Source organism: Pseudomonas sp. KH_046_2 (assembly GCF_057838985.1).
This window is the reverse complement of sequence record NZ_CM174480.1, coordinates 2,787,366-2,807,496: the sequence shown is the minus strand read 5'-3', so window position 1 is coordinate 2,807,496 and position 20,131 is coordinate 2,787,366. Positions and strand designations below refer to the sequence as shown.

General features: G+C 60.7%; 15 protein-coding genes. 6 read left to right on the top strand and 9 right to left on the bottom strand.

Annotated features, from left to right (window positions below; genetic code table 11):
- Positions 1-237: 237 nt before the first annotated feature.
- The 3 genes from AC3IX1_RS12755 to AC3IX1_RS12745 are packed head-to-tail and all read left to right on the top strand — an operon-like array spanning position 238 to position 5,713.
- A complete protein-coding gene (locus AC3IX1_RS12755; protein WP_489388456.1) occupies positions 238-1,482 on the top strand; it encodes an exonuclease SbcCD subunit D C-terminal domain-containing protein in 1,245 nt (414 codons plus the stop codon).
- Positions 1,479-5,120 (top strand): AAA family ATPase, encoded by a 3,642-nt coding sequence (locus AC3IX1_RS12750; protein WP_489388455.1) that lies wholly within the window; start codon positions 1,479-1,481, stop codon positions 5,118-5,120. The genes AC3IX1_RS12755 and AC3IX1_RS12750 overlap by 4 nt, the downstream gene beginning before the upstream one ends.
- Positions 5,117-5,713 carry a glutathione S-transferase gene (locus AC3IX1_RS12745; protein WP_489388454.1) on the top strand — a complete coding sequence of 199 codons (597 nt, stop codon included), beginning with the start codon at positions 5,117-5,119 and terminating at the stop codon, positions 5,711-5,713. The genes AC3IX1_RS12750 and AC3IX1_RS12745 overlap by 4 nt, the downstream gene beginning before the upstream one ends.
- A gap of 172 nt (positions 5,714-5,885) precedes the next feature.
- On the opposite strand, the gene AC3IX1_RS12740 is transcribed toward AC3IX1_RS12745, so the two are convergent.
- The 6 genes from AC3IX1_RS12740 to AC3IX1_RS12715 form a co-directional block, all read right to left on the bottom strand.
- The gene (locus tag AC3IX1_RS12740; RefSeq protein ID WP_489388453.1) at positions 5,886-6,143 is read right to left on the bottom strand and encodes a hypothetical protein; all 258 of its coding nucleotides are present in this window, start codon (positions 6,141-6,143) and stop codon (positions 5,886-5,888) included.
- Positions 6,140-6,352, bottom strand: coding sequence for a hypothetical protein (locus tag AC3IX1_RS12735; RefSeq protein ID WP_489388452.1), 213 nt, complete (start codon positions 6,350-6,352; stop codon positions 6,140-6,142). The genes AC3IX1_RS12740 and AC3IX1_RS12735 overlap by 4 nt, the downstream gene beginning before the upstream one ends.
- 115 nt (positions 6,353-6,467) lie before the next feature.
- Complete coding sequence (locus AC3IX1_RS12730; protein ID WP_489388451.1) at positions 6,468-6,593, bottom strand: hypothetical protein; 126 nt, start codon at positions 6,591-6,593, stop codon at positions 6,468-6,470.
- A 217-nt stretch (positions 6,594-6,810) separates the two neighbouring features.
- Complete coding sequence (locus tag AC3IX1_RS12725) at positions 6,811-6,990, bottom strand: hypothetical protein (RefSeq protein ID WP_489388450.1); 180 nt, start codon at positions 6,988-6,990, stop codon at positions 6,811-6,813.
- A 156-nt stretch (positions 6,991-7,146) separates the two neighbouring features.
- Complete coding sequence (locus tag AC3IX1_RS12720; protein ID WP_489388449.1) at positions 7,147-8,316, bottom strand: lactonase family protein; 1,170 nt, start codon at positions 8,314-8,316, stop codon at positions 7,147-7,149.
- Positions 8,309-8,647, bottom strand: coding sequence for a DUF5629 family protein (locus tag AC3IX1_RS12715; RefSeq protein ID WP_223448248.1), 339 nt, complete (start codon positions 8,645-8,647; stop codon positions 8,309-8,311). Before AC3IX1_RS12715 ends, AC3IX1_RS12720 begins: the two co-directional genes overlap by 8 nt.
- Positions 8,648-8,852: 205 nt before the next feature.
- Between AC3IX1_RS12715 and AC3IX1_RS12710 the strand changes: the two genes are divergently transcribed.
- The 3 genes from AC3IX1_RS12710 (at position 8,853) to AC3IX1_RS12700 (ending at position 14,606) form a co-directional block, all read left to right on the top strand.
- The gene (locus AC3IX1_RS12710) at positions 8,853-9,566 is read left to right on the top strand and encodes a FadR/GntR family transcriptional regulator (protein ID WP_489388448.1); all 714 of its coding nucleotides are present in this window, start codon (positions 8,853-8,855) and stop codon (positions 9,564-9,566) included.
- A 150-nt stretch (positions 9,567-9,716) separates the two neighbouring features.
- Positions 9,717-10,862 (top strand): hypothetical protein, encoded by a 1,146-nt coding sequence (locus AC3IX1_RS12705; RefSeq protein WP_489388447.1) that lies wholly within the window; start codon positions 9,717-9,719, stop codon positions 10,860-10,862.
- Positions 10,863-10,892: 30 nt separating this feature from the next.
- Complete coding sequence (locus tag AC3IX1_RS12700; RefSeq protein ID WP_489388734.1) at positions 10,893-14,606, top strand: dermonecrotic toxin domain-containing protein; 3,714 nt, start codon at positions 10,893-10,895, stop codon at positions 14,604-14,606.
- Between the two features lie 90 nt (positions 14,607-14,696).
- Here AC3IX1_RS12700 and AC3IX1_RS12695 read toward each other — a convergent pair whose 3' ends face one another.
- The 3 genes from AC3IX1_RS12695 to AC3IX1_RS12685 form a co-directional block, all read right to left on the bottom strand.
- Positions 14,697-17,081 (bottom strand): efflux RND transporter permease subunit, encoded by a 2,385-nt coding sequence (locus AC3IX1_RS12695; protein ID WP_489388446.1) that lies wholly within the window; start codon positions 17,079-17,081, stop codon positions 14,697-14,699.
- A gap of 28 nt (positions 17,082-17,109) precedes the next feature.
- A complete protein-coding gene (locus AC3IX1_RS12690; RefSeq protein WP_489388445.1) occupies positions 17,110-18,162 on the bottom strand; it encodes a WD40/YVTN/BNR-like repeat-containing protein in 1,053 nt (350 codons plus the stop codon).
- 623 nt (positions 18,163-18,785) lie between these two features.
- Entirely contained in the window at positions 18,786-19,889 is a 1,104-nt protein-coding gene (locus tag AC3IX1_RS12685; protein ID WP_489388444.1) for an IS110 family RNA-guided transposase, read from the bottom strand.
- Positions 19,890-20,131: the final 242 nt, after the last annotated feature.

The window sequence follows — 20,131 nt, the reverse complement described above, 5'->3', positions numbered from 1 at the left end:
AGGGGGCTTGCCCCCGTTGGGCTGCGAAGCGGCCCCCTAATTCCTTCAGGCATACCGAGCTGTCAGGATTTACGGCCGCTTCGCGACCGAACGGGGGCAAGCCCCCTCGCCACAGGCAAGCCCCCCGCCACAAAACATTCCATCGCGCGACCGGGCATTTAAACCAGTAAACTCTCTCCCCTTTCGCCGCCTTCATTTTTCACGCGGCCATTACCTATTTTTGTAGCGGAGTCCGCCTTGCGCTTGTTTCACACCTCCGACTGGCACCTCGGGCAGAACCTGCACGGCCAGGATCGCGATTTCGAACATGGCTGTTTTCTCGACTGGCTGTTGCGCCAACTGAAACTGGATCAACCGGATGTGCTGTTGATCGCCGGCGACATCTTCGACACGGTCAACCCGCCGGTCAAAGCCCAGGAACGCCTGTACGACTTCATCGTCAGCGCCCATGAACAGCAGCCCTTGCTGACCATCGTGATGATCGCCGGCAACCACGACTCCGGCTCGCGGATCGAACTGCCCGCACCCTTGATGCGGCGCTTGCGTACCCATGCGCTCGGTCGTGTTTTGTGGCTGGACGACGGGCAACTGGATGCCGAGCGCCTGTTGCTGCCGCTGCCTGACGCCAGCGGTGCGATTGCCGGCTGGTGCCTGGCGCTGCCGTTCCTGCGCCCGGCGGAAGTCACCGGTGCGCACTTGGGCGACAACTATCTGCGCGGGATCGGTCAGGTGCACGAGTGGCTGATCGAAGCGGCCAACGCCAAGCGCCAGCCGGGCCAGGCACTGATCGCCATCAGCCACGCACACATGGCCGGCGGCTCGGTGTCGGAAGACTCCGAGCGCAGCCTGATCATCGGCAACGCCGAAGCCCTGCCCGCCAGCCTGTTCGGGCCGAGCATCAGTTACGTTGCCCTCGGTCATTTGCACAAACCGCAGAAGGTCAACGGCGAAGAGCGCATCCGCTACAGCGGCTCGCCGATTCCGCTGTCGTTCTCCGAGATCGGCTATCAGCACCAGATCCTCGACATCAAACTCGACGGCGAAACCCTGGTCAGCGTCGAGCCGAAACTGATCCCCCGCGCGGTCAACCTGCAACGCATCGGCCCGGCGCCATTGAGCGAGATCCTGTTGCAACTGGCGGACCTGCCGAACATCGACCTGTTGGCCGAGATCCAGCGCCAGCCATGGCTGGAGGTGCGGGTGCGCCTCGACGAGCCGCAGCCCGACCTGCGCAATCAAGTGGAAACCGCCCTGCAAGGCAAGGCCGTGCGCCTGGTGCGCATCGCCGCCGAGTACGCCGGCAACGGCGGCCGTGACGGTGCCGACGAAGGCAGCACGCTGATCGAACTGGACCAGCTCACGCCTCAGGAACTGTTCAGCCGCGCCTGGCAGGACAACTACGGCAGCGAGGTCGACGAGCAGACCCTCAAGGACTTTGCCGAGCTGTTGCAGGACGTGCAGATGGAGAGCGAACAACCATGAAAATCCTCGCGATCCGCCTGAAAAACCTCGCCTCCCTGGCCGGGCCGTTTGAAATCGACTTCACTGCCGAACCCCTGGCCAGTGCCGGACTGTTCGCCATCACCGGCCCCACCGGCGCCGGTAAAAGTACCCTGCTCGATGCTTTGTGCCTGGCGCTGTTTGGCGCCGTGCCGCGCCTGAACAACACCGGCCGCGACGCCAAGGTGCCGGACGCCGACGGCGAAATCGCTACCGGCGACCCGCGCACCCTGCTGCGTCGCGGCACGGGTGAAGGCTATGCGGAAGTGGATTTCGTCGGTGTCGACGGCCGCCGCTACCGCGCCCGCTGGGAAGCCAATCGCGCCCGTGACAAGGCCGCCGGCAAGCTGCAGGCCAGCCGCCAGAGCTTGCGTGACATCGATCAGGATCAATTGCTCGCCAGCCAGAAAGGCGAATACAAGACTCAGCTCGAAGCCGCACTGGGTCTGAATTTCGAACAGTTCACCCGCGCGGTGATGCTGGCGCAAAGCGAGTTCAGCGCATTCCTCAAGGCCGACGACAACGACCGCAGCGAACTGCTGGAAAAACTCACCGACACGGCGCTCTATACGCGTCTCGGTCGTCGCGCTTTCGACAAGACCAAGGAGGCTCGCGAGGTTCACAAGCTGCTGCAGGATCAGGCCAGCGGTGTGACGCCACTGTCGCCGGAAGCCCGCGCCGAACTGGATGAGCGCTTCAACCAGGCGCAGCAACAACTCAAGACCCAACAGGCGCAGCTCAAGCAACTTGAACTGCAGGACACCTGGCTCAAGGACCTGCGTCGCTTGCAGGACGAACATCTTGCCGCCAGCGAGCAACTGCAATCGGCGCAGGCCCATTGGGAAGCCTTGGCCAGCGAGCGCTTGAGGCTCACCCGCCTCGAACAACTGGCTCCGCAACGGCACCAGTTCGCCCGTAAAACCGAGGTCGATACGCTGCTGACACCCTTGGCGGCGCACATTGCCCTGCAGACGCAACAGCACGGCGAACTCGGCGCGCGCCAGACGCAGCTTGAGCAACAGCTCGGCAGCGCCCGGATCGCCTTGAGCGAAACCCAACAGCGGCAAGCCGACAGCACGCCGTTGCTGCGTCAGGCCTTCGAAGCGCAAAGCACCCTCGCCCGCCTGGCCAAGGACACCGCCCTCAGCGCCGAAGCCAGGCAACAGGCGCAACAGGCCTGCACCCAGGGCCAGGGCACGATTCAGACCTTGCTCGATCAGCAAGCCCGTGGCGCCGGGGACTTGCAGCGCATTGCCACCGAGCTGGAGCAAAGCACCCACCTGGCTCCGTTGAGCGATGCCTGGAATGCCTACCGTGATCGCCTGCAACAGTTGATGCTGATCGGCAACCGCCTGAATCAGGGCCAGGCCGAACTGGCCAGCCTCGAGCAAAACGCCACCAGCGCCGAACAAACGCTCAGCGCGCAGAAGCAGCAACTGGAGGTGCTGTTCAAGGAGGCCGGCGCCGAACCGGACGCCGTCGCCGAGCAGATCGGAATCCTGGGCAGCCTCTTGCAGGACAACCGCAAGCAACTGCGCGCCGTCGAAGACCTGGCGCGCCTGTGGGACAGCCAGCAGGACCTGGACAAGCGCGGTGCCGAGCTGCAACAACGCCAGCTCAGCGCGCAACAGGAACGTGAACGCCTGACCCAGGACGGGGTCAAGGCCAAGGCTGATCTGAGCGTTGCCGAACAGACCCTCAACGTCACGCGCGAGCTGCTGGAACGTCAGCGTCTGGCGCGCAGTGCCAGTGTCGAAGAGCTGCGCGCGCAGTTGCTGGACGACCAGCCATGCCCGGTCTGCGGCAGCAACGAGCATCCGTATCATCAGCCGGAAGCCCTGCTGCAAAGCCTCGGCCGCTTTGATGAAAGCGAACAGGCCAATGCGCAGAAGGCCGTCGACCTGCTCAAGGAAAAACTCACTGACTTGCGCGCCGAAGTCGGCGGGCTGATCGCCCAGCAAAAGGAACTGCTGCAACAGCAGGAGCAACTGGCGACCCAGCAGCAAACCCTCGCACCGAGCCTGGAAGCGCATCCGCTGGCGACCCAACTGCTGAACCAGGATGCCGCCAAACGCGATGCCTGGCTCATCCAGCAAAACAGTCAGCTCAACCAGAGCATCAGCCAGGACGAGCAACGGCAGAGCGCGCTGCTCACTTTGCAACAGGATGCCGCGCGCCTGACTCAGCAACTGCGTCATGCCGAAACCGCGCATCAGCAAGCGGCCCAGCACCTGAGCAATCAACAGCGCGAACTGGACAACGATCGCCAGCGCCTGGACGACGAACTAAAGGCATTCGCCAGCCTGCTCCCGGCCGAAACCCTGCAAGCGCTGCGCGTGGAACCGGCCGCAACCTTCATGCAGCTCGACCGGCAGATCGCCGAGCGCCTGGCGCAACTCGAGCAACAAAAGGAAGAACTGGCCGAGCAGCAACAGCGCCAGCAAAACCTGGAGAAGGAACAGGATCGCCAGCACAGCCGCGTGCAGCAATTGCAGGCCGCCGAACAGCAGTTCACCGGGCTGGCCGAGCAGCAACAGGCGAGCCGGCACATACTCGGGCAATTACTCGGCGAACACAGCAGCGCCGAGCACTGGCAGCAGCAACTGGAACAGGCCGTGGAACAGGCGCGCAGCGCCGAAGCCACTACCGGTCAGGCCTTGCAAAACGTCCACACGCAATCAGTGCAAATCGCCGCCGAGCTCAAGGCCCAGCAGGAGCGCTTGCACGCACTGGAAGGAGAAGAACGTGAACTCGCCGGCAAGATCGGCGACTGGCGTGCCCGTCATCCCGAGCTGGATGACGGCGGCCTCGAAGACCTGCTGCGCGTCGACGACACCCAGGTCAGCGAGTTGCGCCAGCGCTTGCAGCACAGCGAAAAAGCCATAGAACAGACCAGCGTGCTGGTGCAGGAGCGCGACAAGCGCCTGCTCGATCACCAGGCACAACACAATGGCAACCTCGATGCCGAGCAGTTGGCCAGTGCACTGGTCGACCTGCAAAACCTCGCCGCCACCAGCGAGCAACACTGCGCCGAGCTGCGCGCCGAGCAGGCCGAGGACCAGCGCCGGCAGAACGCCAATCAGGCTCTGGCGCAGCAGATTGCCGACGCCTACAACGAGTATCAACGCTGGGCACGCCTGAATGCGTTGATCGGCTCCGCCACCGGCGACACCTTCCGCAAGATCGCCCAAGCCTACAACCTCGACCTGCTGGTGCATCACGCCAACGTGCAACTGCGGCAACTGGTGCGTCGTTATCGCCTCAAGCGCGGCGGCAGCATGCTCGGCTTGCTGGTGATGGACACCGAAATGGGCGACGAACTGCGCTCGGTGCATTCGCTGTCCGGTGGCGAGACCTTCCTGGTCTCGCTGGCGCTGGCCCTTGGCCTAGCGTCGATGGCGTCGAGCACGCTGAAAATCGAGTCGCTGTTCATCGATGAAGGCTTCGGCAGCCTCGATCCGGAATCCCTGCAACTGGCCATGGACGCCCTCGACGGCTTGCAGGCCCAGGGCCGCAAGGTCGCGGTGATTTCCCACGTCCAGGAAATGCATGAACGGATTCCGGTGCAGATTCAGGTCCAGCGCCAGGGCAACGGCCTGAGCACCCTGGAGGTGAAATGAACACCCTGTATTCGTTCCGCCGCTGCCCGTACGCCATGCGCGCACGCATGGCCCTGCGCTACTCGGGCGTGGCGGTGGACATTGTCGAAGTCAGCCTGAAGGCCAAGCCCGCCGAAATGCTCGCGCTGTCGGGCAAAGGCACGGTGCCGGTGCTGAGCGCCGATGGCCGGGTGATCGACGAAAGCCTCGACATCATGCGCTGGGCGCTCGCACAGAACGATCCGCAGGACTGGCTGCTCAAGGACGATCCTGCCGCCGCGGCGCAAATCGCCCCATTGATCGAACAGAACGATCAGGTGTTCAAGGTGCACTTGAATCGCTACAAGTACGCCGAGCGTTATCCCGAGCAGCCGATGGAGGTTTATCGCGGCGAGGGCGAGGTGTTTTTGCAAAGGCTGGAGGCGTTGCTGGAGGGACGCGACTACTTGCTGGCCGACCATCCGAGCCTGGCCGATGTGGCGTTGATACCTTTCGTGCGCCAGTTCGCCCACGTCGACCGCGACTGGTTCGCGCAGACACCGTATCGGCGGTTGCAGGATTGGTTGCAGCGGTTTCTGGAGTCGGATTTGTTTACGGGAATAATGCGCAAGTAAGCCACCACACACTGTGGCGAGGGGGCTTGCCCCCGTTGGGCTGCGAAGCAGCCCCCCATAGTCTGACTACCGTGCCATATCATTCAGATTGCACGTGCAGGTTTTGCGACTACTGCGTAGCCGAACGGGGGCAAGCCCCCTCGCCACAAAAGCCCTTCATCGACAGCAGGCTTCAGGCCAACACCTCACACATCCCGATCGCCGAGCAATCCACCTGGAACGGCCCGAAAACCACACCTTCATTCCTGATCGGTGGATTACCGGCGAGCATGCCCTGGGCATTGGCGTTTTCGATGTTGCGGGCGATGTTGTGGTTGGCTTCGATGGCCCGTGCCACCGAGCCCGCCGAGCCCTGGCCGACCCCCAACAGGGAGGATCCGTTGGTCATGAACGCCAGGAAGGCGATGACCCAGAGTCTGTGCCCTTTCATGCGCCGACGACTCCCGCGAGTTCAGCCTGATCGACGCTCGCGTTTTGCCCACGGTGTTCAAACTGGATGCCGGGATGAGCGACCTGGATCGGTGCTTCGAAGGTGGATTGCGCCTGGGCTGAAAGGCTGACCAGCAGCACCATGGCAAGGTAAAGACCGATCGCCACATAGGCGCCGTGTTTGGCAGAAGTGAGAATTGCGCTGGCCATGATGTTCTCCGCAGGCATGTTTCAATGCCCACAGAATCGATCAAAAAAGCCTGGGTAACCACTCAGGGTTATCCATAGTGACCATCAGCTTCATTGATCATTAAGCCAGACTATTTCAGTCTTCAATAAAACTCATCAAGCGCTCGCGGGCAGTATCCGGCTCACTCGGAACAGGGTCGGCTGCCGACAGAATGGGGCTTGAATAGAGAAAAAGAACAACCAATGCCAGACGCGTCACCATGCTGCCGATCCTTGCCGTGAGGAGGAGTCAAAAAATCAGCGTCAATTTAAACGCATGGCAATGTGATATCAAGCACGATATTGATGGCAAACTGATACTGTCGCAAATGCGTTATGCAGGAGCGACATCACTCTGATCGTTTTCAACACCCGTATTTCATCATCAGGGTCTTCGATCATCAGTGACTTCGCTCCTGCATAAAGGCAGGGCTGAACGTTCAGGCTTGGGTTTTGTGATCCAGCGCGGCGTAGAAATTGGCGCTCTGTTGCAGGTACTTCTGGGTGTAGCTCTGGGTGTGATTTTTTTTGTCGCTGATTTCAACGTTGGCACTGGCTGGCAGCGCAACGGTGGCAGAAATGGCGGAAGCGGCGATGACAGAGAAGATGTTGAAGTTCATGGCGGTATTCCTCGGATTCAGTTGGCTTGCTTGCCCGGTGGGGCCGTGAAGCAAACTTAACCCCCGAGGGTTCGTGCCTTGAAATGCTTTGTAGCAGTACCAGATATCAGCGTCATTGATAAAAGCAGGCAGGCCCCATCAACCGGGGCCTGCGGCTTATTGACGCAGCAGAAACCTGAGGTCGCTCGGGGCGTCCATTGGCAGTTTTTGCACGGTCTTGCCCAGCAGACCGGTCTTGGCATCGCGCTCGACGACGACAATCCGGTTGCTCTTCTGGTTGGCGATCAACAGGAATTTGCCGCTCGGATCGAGGCTGAATTCCCGCGGATGATCGCCCTCCACCGCCCGGCGTTGCAGCTCACGGAGGTAGCCGGTGGCCGGATCAATGGCAAACACCAGCAGTTGATTGGCGGTGCCACGGTTGCTGACGTAGAGGAACTTGCCATCAGCCGAGGCGTGCAACGCCGCCGCTGCCTTGTCTGAAACTGGCTGCCCGGCAGCCAGATCGACCATCTGCGTCTGTTCGAGTTGGCCGTCCTGGTAATTGAACACCGCCACTTGCGCGCTCATTTCCATGGTCAGCCAGGCATGTTTGCCATCGGCGCTGAACAGCAAGTGGCGCGGCCCGCTGCCCGGTGGCAGCTGCACGAATGCCGGGGTCGCCGGGGTCAATGGCAGTTCCGGGTTGGCCTTTGGGTCGAAACGGTAGGCAAACACCTTGTCGGCGCCCAGGTCGTTGGAGAACACGTATTTGCCATCCGGCGACGCAATCGTCGAATGCACGTGGGCCGAGGCCTGGCGCTCGGGATTGACCCGGCTCGCCGGATGGCTGCTCATCTGCACTACCGGTTTGAGCTTGCCATCGACCGCCACCGGCAATACCGCAAGGGTGCCGCCCGGGTCTTCGGCCACCGAGTAATTGCTGACAAACAGATGGCTGCCATCGGTGCTGAGACTGGAATGGGTCGGCTCGTTACCCAGGCTTTGCACCTGGCTTAACAGGCTCAGCGCATGGGTCTTGGGATCGATCGCGAAACTGCTGACGCGCCCTACCGGATCGGTCTGGCCCGGGCCATTCTCGTTGACCACGAACAGGTGTCGCTGATCCTTCGACAGGGTCAGCCACGACGGGTTTTCGCTGTTGATCACTTGCAGGGGCCGGGCATTGATCTGCCCGGTGCTGCTGTCGAAAGCCAGGCGGTAGATGCCCTGGCTCTGACCGGCGGTGTAGGAGCCCACGAGCAGTTGATAATCATCGGCGGATGCGACCTGGACGCCCATGGCGCCGATGCTGCCGGCCATCAACAGTGGCCAGAGGTTACGCATCGTCCTGGTCGTCATCTTCGTTGTCACCGCTGACGACATCGCCCAGGCACACCAAACGGTGTTCACCCGAGTCACCGGTGATCAACCAGCTTTGCAGCGTAGTGTCGAAGGTCGCGGCCTGGATCTGCGCCGGGGTGAACTCCCAGTGTTTGGCCGCACGGCCATCCATGCATTCAATGTGCAAGTTATCGAACTCGTCGAGGGCGAATTCGAAGGCGTGCAGCCCGTCGATTTCGACCATTCCGCAGTGTTCGAGGGCATTGAGCAAGGTGTCGGTTGGGGCTGTCATGGCAATCAGTCTTTGAATGGGAAAGACGCAATGATAGCTCATAGCACCCCATTTCCCTCGGTTGGAATGACCAACCTGTGGGAGCGGGCTTGCTCGCGAATGCCGTTTATCATTCAACATCTCTGTTGGCTGACACTCCGCTTTCGCGAGCAAGCCCGCTCCCACATTTGAACTACGCCCGCCTCAAGTTCGCGCCGCGCCTGCTATCATGCGCGACACCTATTCGCACAGGACCGCGCCGCTCCCCATGGATTACCGCAAACCCTCCGACCGCAAAAGCATGCACTCGCGCATCGTCCAGGAACTGGGCATGCAGATCGTCTCGGGACGTTTCCTACCGGACGACAAACTGCCCGCCGAAGCGCTGTTGTGCGAAGAGTATGCGGTCAGCCGGCCGGTGCTGCGTGAAGCCACCCGGGTGCTGGTTGCCAAGGGCCTGGTGTACTCCCGCCCGCGGGTCGGAACCGTGGTCAAGCCGCGCAAGGACTGGCACATGCTCGATCCGGACGTGCTGCACTGGTTGATGCAAAGCAGTCCGCAGAATCAGTTCTTTGACCTGCTGACCAGCGTGCGCAGCATCATCGAACCGGCCGCTGCCGCCCTCGCCGCGCAATTCGCCACGGAAGCGGACATTGCCTCCATCGGTGAGGCCTACCAGCGCATGGAAGCCGCGCCGACGCCGGAGGCTCTGTTGCAGCCGGACCTGGACTTCCACAGTCGCATCGCCGATGCCACGCACAACGACTTGCTGGCCAACCTGTGCAACATGCTCTCGGTGGCCATCGCCGAAGCCTTGAAGCATTCGAACCAGCGGCCGAACCTGCATGAACTGGCGCTGCCCCGGCACAAGGCAATCCTGACCGCCATCGAAAACCGCGACGCCCTCGGCGCGCGGCATGCGACGCTGGTGCAACTCGATGATGCGCGCAGTGCGTTGAATGTGGTGCTGGGTTCCGAATAATCCTGAGCGTCGCCTCAACCGCTCGCCAAGGCGCGACCGGGCACATTTTTCGAGTGCTCAGGTGGTAGCGGAATACCGCACAGGCCACCGACGAACTTGCCATTCTGGCAGCGAAAACCCTGCCTCTTTCGCTACAGAATGGAATCCGACATGCAAAATCAATCCGCCGTTACTACGCCAGGCGCGGCCTCGCCCCCCTCAAGTCTCGATACCAGCAACGCCCCCGCTCAAGCGGTCGCCCTTAAATTCGCCAGCCGGCCAACTCTGCGCCAGGTCGCCCGACAAGCCCTTCAAGCCAGCATTCTGGAGCACTACCCGTCTCTGGCCGTGGATCTGGATGTCACCCGACTGGCCATACCGAACCAGACCGGGGGATGGGATCTCAAACTGTTGATCGATGTGGCCATGGATTTTCTGGGCAGCGACACCCGCCTTAATCTCACTGAAGAAATTGACGGTCGCACACACTTCCTCACCAACCGGGTTCCCTCGCGCCTGACCTATGAAGCGCAAGGGCCTAAACGCCCCGACATGGGGGTTATCCAGGAAAAAATCCAGGCACTGGCGTTGACCCTGGGCACCCACTTTCAGGAAGCACTGACGGCCTACTGGAACCAGGCTGACGAAACAGGTGCAACCCGCTGGAAATGGCTGGGTGACCTGTTGGCGACCGGTCTGAACAGCGCGGCCAGCCTTCTTCCGGCGGCGCAAAAACAGTGCAGGGCTGCACTCTACGAACTGGCTCGTCATCCTGACCGCCGGGAGCGTCAGGCCATCCCCCACCCTGACGGCTTCGTACATGCCTACTGCCTGGAAACCTGCTTGATCCGCAACGGCGAAAGCAGGTCTTTCATGACGCCGGACCTGCTCGTGCTGCAAGGAAACCAGATCTTTTTGTACAGGGCTTCAGGCCGTCTGGAGTCACACCCGACCATGGAAGCGTTCAACCAGGCCTGGGGCCGCGAGGTGGAGCGGCAATTCATCGCCGACAAGGTCGTCATTAAGCGTTCTGAACCCGACGGCAACATCTTCGATACCCAAGCCGCGTTGCTGCTTGAGTGTCAGCTGGAGAACCTGGACGCCATTCGGCTTCCGGCCGACCAGGGTGTTCGCCCATTGGAAGATTTTTTCGCGGCCAGCACCGACCCGACCCCTTACTTCAGCCATGCCCCGATGCCGGGCCAACAACCCGCAGAAAAAATTCGCTCGACCCTGCCCCCGTGGCTCAAGGACGCCAGCGCCAGCGACCGCGCAGAATATCGCCAATGGCTGGTCGAGCAGGCGCAATTGCAATGACAAACCGCGGGCAAGTCGTTCCTCGACGGCATCGAAAACCTGCATGACTTCACCGCCAACGCCTTGCGTGATCAGTTACGCAAGGATCATCCCGACGCCGATTGTGAACCGGACGACCTGTTGCTGAATTTCCAGGTGGCGGCAGGCGATCTGGGCAGCGGTTTCGTTACCCGCGTGCCCATGACGTTGATCGAACTGGCCATCCAGAATCTCAGCGCCGCCCCCTCCGGCAGCATGACCATCTCGGACAAGACAGGCAAACCCGTCCCGCAGTGGCTGACCCCCGACTACATCCTGGGTGAAAAAGGTCTGCTGAGCAGCACCGAGGGACTGATCAGTCGGGTGAACATCGGGGAGCGCTACCCTCAAACCCTCAAAACGCTGCTGCTTGATGACAACAGCGAATCACAACGCCGCGAGACGCTTTTTGGCCAGACCTTGAAGGTACACCTGCCGCTTCAGGCGCTGGAGCACAAAATCCGGGGCGAGCACGGCGTGAGCTCTCTGGGTTACCGCTACGTCAAGGCCGTCATGCACACCCACGCACCCGAACGCGTCGTCGACGGCAATGACATCGTCGTTCGCGCCCTGTCCTTCATCCGCAAAGCGGGTGCCGCCGCCGATGTGGTCAACAACATGTTCATCATTGAACCGCGGGACATCGCCATCGGGCCGCATATCCTGTATCGACCGGTGTACCAGGACTCATTGCGGCAGTTCGCGAGCCGTGAAGCGCTGTTCAATGCCATTGCACAACCCGGTGCGCTGCAAGACAGCGTGCTGAACTGGTTGCCGGACAAGGCCAGGCCGATCTACAGCCATGACGGGTTCAACAGCCCCCACATCCTGCGCTTTGGCCTAGGAGACGACACGGTCCGCTGGGAAAAACCGGAGCCGGCACAATTGGGGCAAGACTCTAACACCGAAGCAGTACCGGGCTCGCTGGCACAGGCACTGACCAGCGGAAACCTGACGCAGTATCTCTACGGCAGAAACGCCCGAGCCCTCATCGACTTGTCTGACAGAGAGTCCGTATCCAACGCCGAAAGTCGCTGGGCTACCCTGCGCGAGGGCGGCTGGTTACTGTTCAACGCCGTGCTTTTGCCTCTGCTACGTGGACCAGCGATGGTGGCCGGCTGGATGCTGCAAATGGCCGCCAGCCTGGAAAACGATATGACTGCGCTGCACAGTAATGACCCGACAGCCAGGGAACTGGCCTGGGTCGATCTGCTGCTCAACATTGGTTTGATCCTGTTGCACGCGTCGTCCCGGGCCCACCCTTCCGATCCGTCGGCGCCCAGACTCCACCCCGTAGAGCCGCCGCTCAAACTCGCCGACCTGCGCCGACCGCTCCTCGATGGCGCCCCACTCACGACTGTCATCGAGCAAGGCATGATTGGCTTGCCGGCCGAACCCCCGGCCGCCGACAAAACACAGGTCGATTTCATTCACTCCACCGCCAGGGACTCCTCCAGCCGGCGTCTGTTGAATGCATTACTCGAGCTGAATGTCGCTTGGCCGGCTCCGGTACCCGCCCCCGTTGAGACCGGAACGCTCAAGGGCTTGTACCGTATCGACAACCAATGGCATGCCTCGCTGGGAGGACTGCTGTTCAAGGTCAATGTCGTTGCGGGAGTCGGCGACGTTTACATCATTCATCCCCAAAAGCCGCTCCATCCCGGGTTCAGGCTCAAGACTGACGGACAAGGCAGATGGTCGCTGGACACGGGTCTGAAGCTGCAGGGCGGAGGCCCCAAGAATCGCCTCAAAGCCAAACTGGCGGAAATAGAAAACAAACGTGAGCAAGCCACCGTTGAGGTCAATCGAATCGGTGGGGCCGTATCGACGCTGGCAAGACAGGCCAGGGATATGGACCGGCAACTGGAAGCCGCAAGAACCGTGTACGTCAGCGCCGACAACGAACTGGAAACCGCCCATATACGTCTTCGCGCATCGCCCGAGGATCAGGCCCTCCAGGGCGACCACCGGCTCAGGGTCATTGCACGATCGCGCAGCCGGCTTAATTTCCAGATATTGCAGGAAAGAGATCAGGTCATTGTCGATCAGTTGATCCAGGCCCGTCGCGATTTGATCCAGGCCTATCGACAACTCAAGGACGTAGACGCGCGCTTCGAATACGAGGCAAAAGCGACCAGCGAGTACACCGCGATCCTGTCCGCCTACGGACTTAGAATCTATCGGCTGGCGTCCCTCTACCTGGCCAGCTTCATTTCCGAGCAAGGCGAGTCGCTGATTGAATTGCAACACAACATCAGTGACATCGAAGGCGCCCAGCGCATGTACGACCTACTGGAAACCAATTTTGCCGCCTCCGAACGACATACCCAGGCAATCATCATGCAGGATGGGGTTCTGACAGAGCTTGCGCAGAACTTCAAGACCGGGCCGGCACAACGCCTGAAATACCTCAAAAGCCATCCTGACCGAAGGTTTTACAACCGAGTCACCGCCATCCTCGAATCGCTCGACATACTCAACATCTTGAGCATTGATACCACCGTCGAGGCGAAAACGCCGCAGGAACAGTACTTTCTCAAAGTTCATGAAGATCGTCAGGTCGCCATGTCAGCGCTCGAAGACTCCCACCTGGATCTGCTGACCACGGATGGTTTTACCTCTCAGGAGCGCAAGGACGTCCTGATCAACCTGATCAAGCACTACAAAAGGCGCCTGCAAATCAACGCCTCACTGCTGGAGCTTGGGTCCTCGTTGATCCGCCCACGCTACATGGCGCTGCTGATGGAGCGACTGGAAATCGCACGGGACAGTGCCGAGACGGAACTGGCCGATCTGTTGCGCGAGGACGAATTTCTGCCGCCATTGCCCGTCACCTACAAAGCCGTGAAAGCACCGTCGAAAACCAAGCGCGTGTTCAAGTCGCGGGATAACGGCACCCTGGTCGGAGAGCTGGAACCGGCAACCACCGGCATGCCGTTTCCGACCATCGTCACCCGAAACCCGGTCACCCTCCAGGTCAGTGGACGGTTCATGGAGCACCCCAATGAGGGATGGGTCGAGATTGTCGACGCCGCGCCTGTGCAGCCGACCCCAACACCGCAACCGCGTTCGTTTGCCACGCTGCGCACGGAGGGGCAGCGGCTGATCGATGAAATCCCGGCCATTGAACGCTCGATCGAATTTCAGAAAAGAAAGCTCAGTGATCCGCAACGGCGAGATGAGCTCAACCCCCGCGACTGGAGCGACATGCTGGAACACCAGGCCAAACGGATCGAAACGCTGGCCAGCGAATTGGAGCACGCCCATCCAGACAACCCGCAAATCAACAACGTGCTTGAATCATTACGCAGTACGGCCACCCAAACCCGGCACAATGGCCAGCAACATTGCATCGAGGGATACAAGGCGCAACGTCCCCGGCAGGAAAATATCGAGTACCTTCGGGATCGCCAGGCAGTGGACATCGGTCTGGTACAGGCACTGAAGCGGACGGCTGCCAAAGACTATTTGACGGAATTCGCCATTCGGGAGAAAAACTCGGACAGGGTGCTGTGGTACGCGCATTTCCACTACGCCCAGGCGAACAGCGCGCCCTCGACCTACACCATCGCCCACCTCAAACGCCCCGAACATCGCTTCATGACCCTCAAGGATCTGATTGCCCAGGCCGGGCCGGACAGCAAGGTGATCATCCGCGACCTCTACAGCCCCATTACCCCTCCACCGGATCAAAGGCTGTTTCTGGACCTGTTGCCTGTTCGGTAGTCGAGTCGCCAACTGCGAAGTACGCCGCCAGAAACGCCGAAAGCCGCGCCTTTTCAGGTCGCGGCTTTCGGTGTCAGGGCAACGAAACGGTCAGTGGGCGAACAACGAATTGCCCTTCTGCCCCGCCAGTTTCTCCGGCTTGATCAGGAACCGCGCCAGTGCCGGCAACAGCCACAGCGCACCGAACATGTTCCACAGCAGCATGAAGGTCAGCATCAGACCCATGTCGGCCTGGAACTTGATGGCCGAGAAGATCCAGGTGCACACGCCGATCGCCAGGCACAGACCGGTGAACAGCACGGCCTTACCGGTGGATTTCAGCGTCTGGTAGTACGCCTCTTGCAGCGGCAGGCCGGCACGCAGGAAGCTTTCCAGGCGGCTGTAGATGTAGATGCCGTAGTCCACGCCAATCCCCACCCCGAGCGCCACGACCGGCAAGGTCGCCACTTTCACGCCGATGCCCATGAAGGCCATCAGGGCGTTGCCGAGTACCGAGGTCAGCACCAGCGGCAGCACGATGCACAAGGTCGCCGCCCACGAACGGAAGGTGATCATGCACATGACCGCCACACAGATGTACACCAGGATCAGGATGGTCAGCTCGGACTTCTTGATCACCTCGTTGGTGGCCGCCTCGATCCCGGCGTTACCGGCAGCGAGGATGAACTCCAGGCCTTCCTTGTTGTTTTCCTTGGCGAACTCCTGCACCGCATGCACCGCGCGATCCAGGGTCTCGGCCTTGTGATCGTTGAGGAACACCAGCACCGGCGCCAGGGAGCAACTGTTGTTGTACAGGCCGTCAGCGCGGGCAATGGAGTTGTTCAGCACATCAGGGTTGCGCGACAGGGTTTCCCATTTCAGGTTGCCTTCGTTCATGCCCTTGATCATTTGCTTGGACACAGTCACCAGGGAAATCGCCGACTGCACGCCCTCGGTGTTCTGCATCTTCCACATCAACTCGTCGATCGGCGCCATGGCTTCATAGCGCGAGCAGCCTTCGGACTTGGTTTTGACCATCACCACCAGCACATCGGAACTTGTCGAGTAGTTGTTGATGATGAAGTTGTTGTCCTTGTTGTAACGCGAGTCCGGACGCAGTTCCGGGGCACCCTGGTCGAGGTCGCCGATTTTCAGGTTCTGGCTGTACCAGAGGCCGCCACCAAAGGCGATCAGAGCCAGCAGAATGGAAACCGGGGCCACTTTCGCACTGGCAAAATTCGCCAGCAGACGCCAGAACGGGTGTTCGCGCACCGCGTCTTTCTTGCTGCGCTCGACCGCGCGCTTGCTGATGCCGACATAGGAAATCGCCACCGGCAGCAGGATCAAGTTGGTGAACACGATCACCGCCACACCGATGGATGCGCCGATGGCCAGCTCACGGATCACGCCGATATCGATGATCAGCAGCGTGATGAAACCCACCGCATCGGCGAGGATCGCGATCATCCCCGGCAGGAACAATTGGCGGAACGTACGGCGCGCCGCCGTCAGGGCGTTGTCCGCTTCACTCGATTGCAGGGCGATCCCGTTGATCTTTTGCACACCGTGGGAAATACCGATGGCGAAGATCAGGAACGGCACCAGCATCGAATAGGGGTCGAGCCCGAAGCCGAAGAAGTGCATCAGGCCCAGTTGCCAGACCACTGCCACCAGCGTCGTGCTCAACACGGCGACGGTACTGCGCAGGCAGTTGGTGAACCACAGCAAGAGGATCAGGGTAATGACGAAGGCGACTCCGAAGAACATCACCACCATCACCAGGCCGTCGATCAGGTCACCGACTTTCTTGGCGAAACCGACGATGTGGATCTTCACGTTCGGGTTCTGTGCTTCGAACTTGGTGCGGATCTTGTCTTCAAGCTCGTGGGAGAACTTGCGATAGTCCAGCGCCAGCAGCTTGCCCTGGTCCTGCGGGTCCGGGTAGGACTCCAGCAACGGAATGTCGACGATGCTCGACTTGAAGTCGTTGGACACCAACCGCCCGACCTGACCGGACTTGAGCACGTTGTTGCGCAGCAAGTCGAGACTGGCCTGGGAGCCGTTGTAGCTCTGCGGGATCACTTCACCGCCGGCGAAGCCCTCTTCGGTCACTTCGGTCCAGCGAACGCTCGGGCTCCACAGCGACTTGAGGCCGGAACGGTCGACACCGGAGATGTAGAACACCTCGTCGTTGATCTGACGCAGGGTCTCCATGTACTCCTTGGAGAAGATGTCGCCATCGGTGGCTTCCACCGAAATCCGTACGGTGTTGCCCAGGTTCGCCAGATCGTTGCGGTGCTCCATCATCTTCTGGATGAAGGGATGCTCCAGCGGGATCATTTTTTCGAAACTGGTGGACGGACGGATCAGCGTCGCCTGCCAGAACAGGAAAATACTGACCAGCAGGCAGATCGTGATCACTGCCGGGCGGTTGTTGAAGATCAGGCGCTCGAGGAACGTCGCCTTGTCCTGGTGATGAGTACTCAAGGAAGTCATAGCTCCGCCTTCTTATTATTAACCCGGCTCATTTGCCCGACTCGGTGCCGCTCGGCGAGGTGACGCGAACGCCGCCCTGCCCGGCCAGAACCAGATTACCATTGCCTGCCGCCGTCACTGCCGAGACCGAAATCCGGTCCGGACGGTTGACCACCTTGAAGGTTTCGCCATTGTCGCTGCTGCGAATCACCGAGCCGCCGTTGCCGACAATCACGATGGAACCATCATCGAGCAGTGTGCCGCCGGACAGCCCGAACTCCAGGTCGCCACGCTCCGCCTTGAGCTCCACTTGCTCCCAGTTGCTACCGAAATCCGTGGAGCGGTAAAGGTTGCCGCGCAGACCGTAGGCCAGCAGCGTATTGGGCTGCGCCGTACCGATCACGCCGAACAGCGAGCCTTCGTACGGACCTTCGAGTTTCTCCCAGGTCTGGCCCCAGTCCGCGGAACGGAACATGCTGCCCTGCTCGCCGACGATGAACAGCCCGGCGTCCTTGACCGCAGCGATCGAATTCAGGTGGTACTGGTCTTCGTTGTCGAGGCGATCGCTGGCGTCTTCCCAATGCTTGCCACCGTCGGTGGTTTCCATCAGCGAACCGTAGGCGCCCACGGCAAAGCCGCTGTCGACGTCCTTGAACCAGACATCGAGCAGCGGCGATTCGCGTGTCAGATCTTCGAACTGCTTGGTCCAGGTCGCGCCGCCGTCCTCGCTGGCGAGGATCTGCGCGTCATGGCCGACGGCCCAGCCGTGCTTGTCATCGACGAAAAACACCGACGTCAGCAGGGACCGAGTCGGGACCTTGGCCTGGGTCCAGGTGGCGCCCTGGTCATCGGAATACAGGACGTGCCCACGATCCCCGACCGCCACCAGGCGCTTGCCGGCGTGGACGACATCGAGCATCAGGCTTTTGGCAGCCTTGGCGGATTCAATGGAATAAACAACATCGGATGCTGGCGCCGCCGCGGCCAACGCAGGCGCCGACAGCATGGCAGAGCCCAACAGCGAGAGCGCTGTGGCCAGCAACGCGAATTTGCGTAATGCCGGCGGGCGGCAGATACCCACACCCATGACAGGCTCACTCATAGACCTTCTCCCATTATTATTGTTAGGTCGTTCAACCTTTCTGGGCGCCGCAAGGGTGCGTGTCTGGACCGGTTGTTTCAGAGCATAGTCCTGAAACCCGCAATCCAGAGCCCCTTCGGAAGCTGGCCTATCCTATCGGTGTTTTTTCATGTCTGACAATCGACGCCACGTTATCTTTTGTTAACCGGGGGGGATGGGGGGTTGTTCTGAATGGTTGGGTATCAGGTGGGGTGATTGGGGTTTTGGTGGTGGGTGGTTGTGTTCGGTGTTCGGTGTTCGGTGTTCGGTGTTCGGTGTTCGGTGTTCGGTGTTCGGTGTTCGGTGTACATATCCATTTCTTCGGTAACGGCCGCTATTGGTTCCGCCCTTATGTATGGACTCGCCCCTACGGTCTACCTGCTTTTCAAACACTGCTACCCGGTTGCATCTATGTATAAGGCCTGTTCGAGGAAGCTGTCTTCGGCTTCTGGCCAACATTGGTTGAGCTCGCGGCATGCCGATTACGTTCAGGCCTCGAAGGCCGGTAAGGGCGCAGGCATCGATCCGCGACGGTCTGACCTGGGGTCAATGTTTTCTAGCAGGGGCTGGAGCGCCTTGGCGCCCCGGAGGCAGAACGCTGTCGATCAGTAACTTGGCGCAGCTGGCCGGCCATTGGCCGGTTGGCTGCGGTAAGTCTGGTCATTTTGTAGCAGCACCCAAACGATTCGAAGGTTGCGGTTCGCCAACCGTATCGCCGCTTCCTTGCGTCCCAGTCGACCCAGCCAACGTTGCAACCGACGATCGTCGGGCTGCTCTGAATCAGGGCGCAAATGCCTCAATACCGCGTGAGCCCCTTGAACCATCAGGCTGCGCACATAGCTGTCGCCTCGTTTGCTCATCCTGCCCAGGCGAATCTTCTGCCCACTGCTGTTCTGCTCAGGCACCATGCCAAAGTAGGCCGCGAACTGGCGTGCATTGGCAAAACGTTCAGGTTCGGTCTCCTTGGCCAAAAGCGCTGTGGCGATGATCGGGCCGATACCGCGCACGGTCATCAGTCGCCGGGCTGTTTTATCCTCGTTCGCGGCGCTCTCCAGGCGACCGGTCAGCACGTTGATCCGTTCGCCTAACTGACGCCACTCGCCCAGCAGCTCGTCTATCAGCTCACGCAATATGTCTGGCAATGGTTGTGTCGCGTCTTCCAGCACCCGAGGCAGGGTCTGACTGATAGCGACATCACCTTGTGCCAGGGTTATACCGTGTTCCATCAGCAAGCCCCGCATCTGGTTACTCATGGCTGTGCGCCGACGCACATAACCCTGCCGGGCACGGTGCAAGGCCTGCATGGCCAGTGCTGTGGCACTTTCGATGGGGACCGCCGCAATTTTGCTGTCGCGCCCCGCACGCAATATGGCCCGGGCATCATTACGATCATTTTTGGCGCCGCTGCGGTGCTTGGCCACAAGTTGCGCCGGAAGAATTCGCGCCAGATTGCCCTGAGCCTGTAGCTGCCGCGCCCATGCTTGAGCGCCTGGGCCCGTTTCTACCAGCACCACTACGGTTGGCGGCAGTTTGCGCAGGAAGGTATGAAAGGCTTCACGCGACTTGATTCGCTCTTCGTAAAGCACTTGGCCAAGGGCATCTTCCCCCGCGACCTGGAATATCTGCTTGGCAAGATCGACTGCCACTGTCGTGCATGTCGATAGATCGGTTGGAGACAGGGACTGTTTAACCGTCGTATTCTTTTTCATGGATTCGCCCTCGCTGTCGGTGGCTTCTTAGACTGCCCCCGTGGCGCATTGACGCCTCGGCGCGGGCGAGTCCATCCAATTACGGCGGGTCACTTGGAAAAGCCCCAAGTAACCAAGGGCTCTTGCCCCTGACGTTCGGTGCCTCGCCAAGGCTCGGCATGCCCTCGCTCCGGTCCTGCTCCGTGGGCCCGCCGCCATCGGCCATCCATGGCCGGCGGCAGCTAACCCGGCATCCATGCCGG

What these genes read in the sequence shown, in the direction of transcription:
- AC3IX1_RS12750 (WP_489388455.1), top strand. Translation starts at nt 1,479, where the DNA reads ATGAAAATCCTCGCGATCCGCCTGAAAAACCTCGCCTCCCTGGCCGGG.
- AC3IX1_RS12720 (WP_489388449.1), bottom strand. Translation starts at nt 8,316, where the DNA reads ATGCGTAACCTCTGGCCACTGTTGATGGCCGGCAGCATCGGCGCCATG.
- AC3IX1_RS12730 (WP_489388451.1), bottom strand. Translation starts at nt 6,593, where the DNA reads ATGGTGACGCGTCTGGCATTGGTTGTTCTTTTTCTCTATTCAAGCCCC.
- AC3IX1_RS12690 (WP_489388445.1), bottom strand. Translation starts at nt 18,162, where the DNA reads ATGAGTGAGCCTGTCATGGGTGTGGGTATCTGCCGCCCGCCGGCATTA.
- AC3IX1_RS12685 (WP_489388444.1), bottom strand. Translation starts at nt 19,889, where the DNA reads ATGAAAAAGAATACGACGGTTAAACAGTCCCTGTCTCCAACCGATCTA.
- AC3IX1_RS12695 (WP_489388446.1), bottom strand. Translation starts at nt 17,081, where the DNA reads ATGACTTCCTTGAGTACTCATCACCAGGACAAGGCGACGTTCCTCGAG.
- AC3IX1_RS12735 (WP_489388452.1), bottom strand. Translation starts at nt 6,352, where the DNA reads ATGGCCAGCGCAATTCTCACTTCTGCCAAACACGGCGCCTATGTGGCG.
- AC3IX1_RS12710 (WP_489388448.1), top strand. Translation starts at nt 8,853, where the DNA reads ATGGATTACCGCAAACCCTCCGACCGCAAAAGCATGCACTCGCGCATC.
- AC3IX1_RS12725 (WP_489388450.1), bottom strand. Translation starts at nt 6,990, where the DNA reads ATGAACTTCAACATCTTCTCTGTCATCGCCGCTTCCGCCATTTCTGCC.
- AC3IX1_RS12740 (WP_489388453.1), bottom strand. Translation starts at nt 6,143, where the DNA reads ATGAAAGGGCACAGACTCTGGGTCATCGCCTTCCTGGCGTTCATGACC.
- AC3IX1_RS12745 (WP_489388454.1), top strand. Translation starts at nt 5,117, where the DNA reads ATGAACACCCTGTATTCGTTCCGCCGCTGCCCGTACGCCATGCGCGCA.
- AC3IX1_RS12715 (WP_223448248.1), bottom strand. Translation starts at nt 8,647, where the DNA reads ATGAGCTATCATTGCGTCTTTCCCATTCAAAGACTGATTGCCATGACA.
- AC3IX1_RS12705 (WP_489388447.1), top strand. Translation starts at nt 9,717, where the DNA reads ATGCAAAATCAATCCGCCGTTACTACGCCAGGCGCGGCCTCGCCCCCC.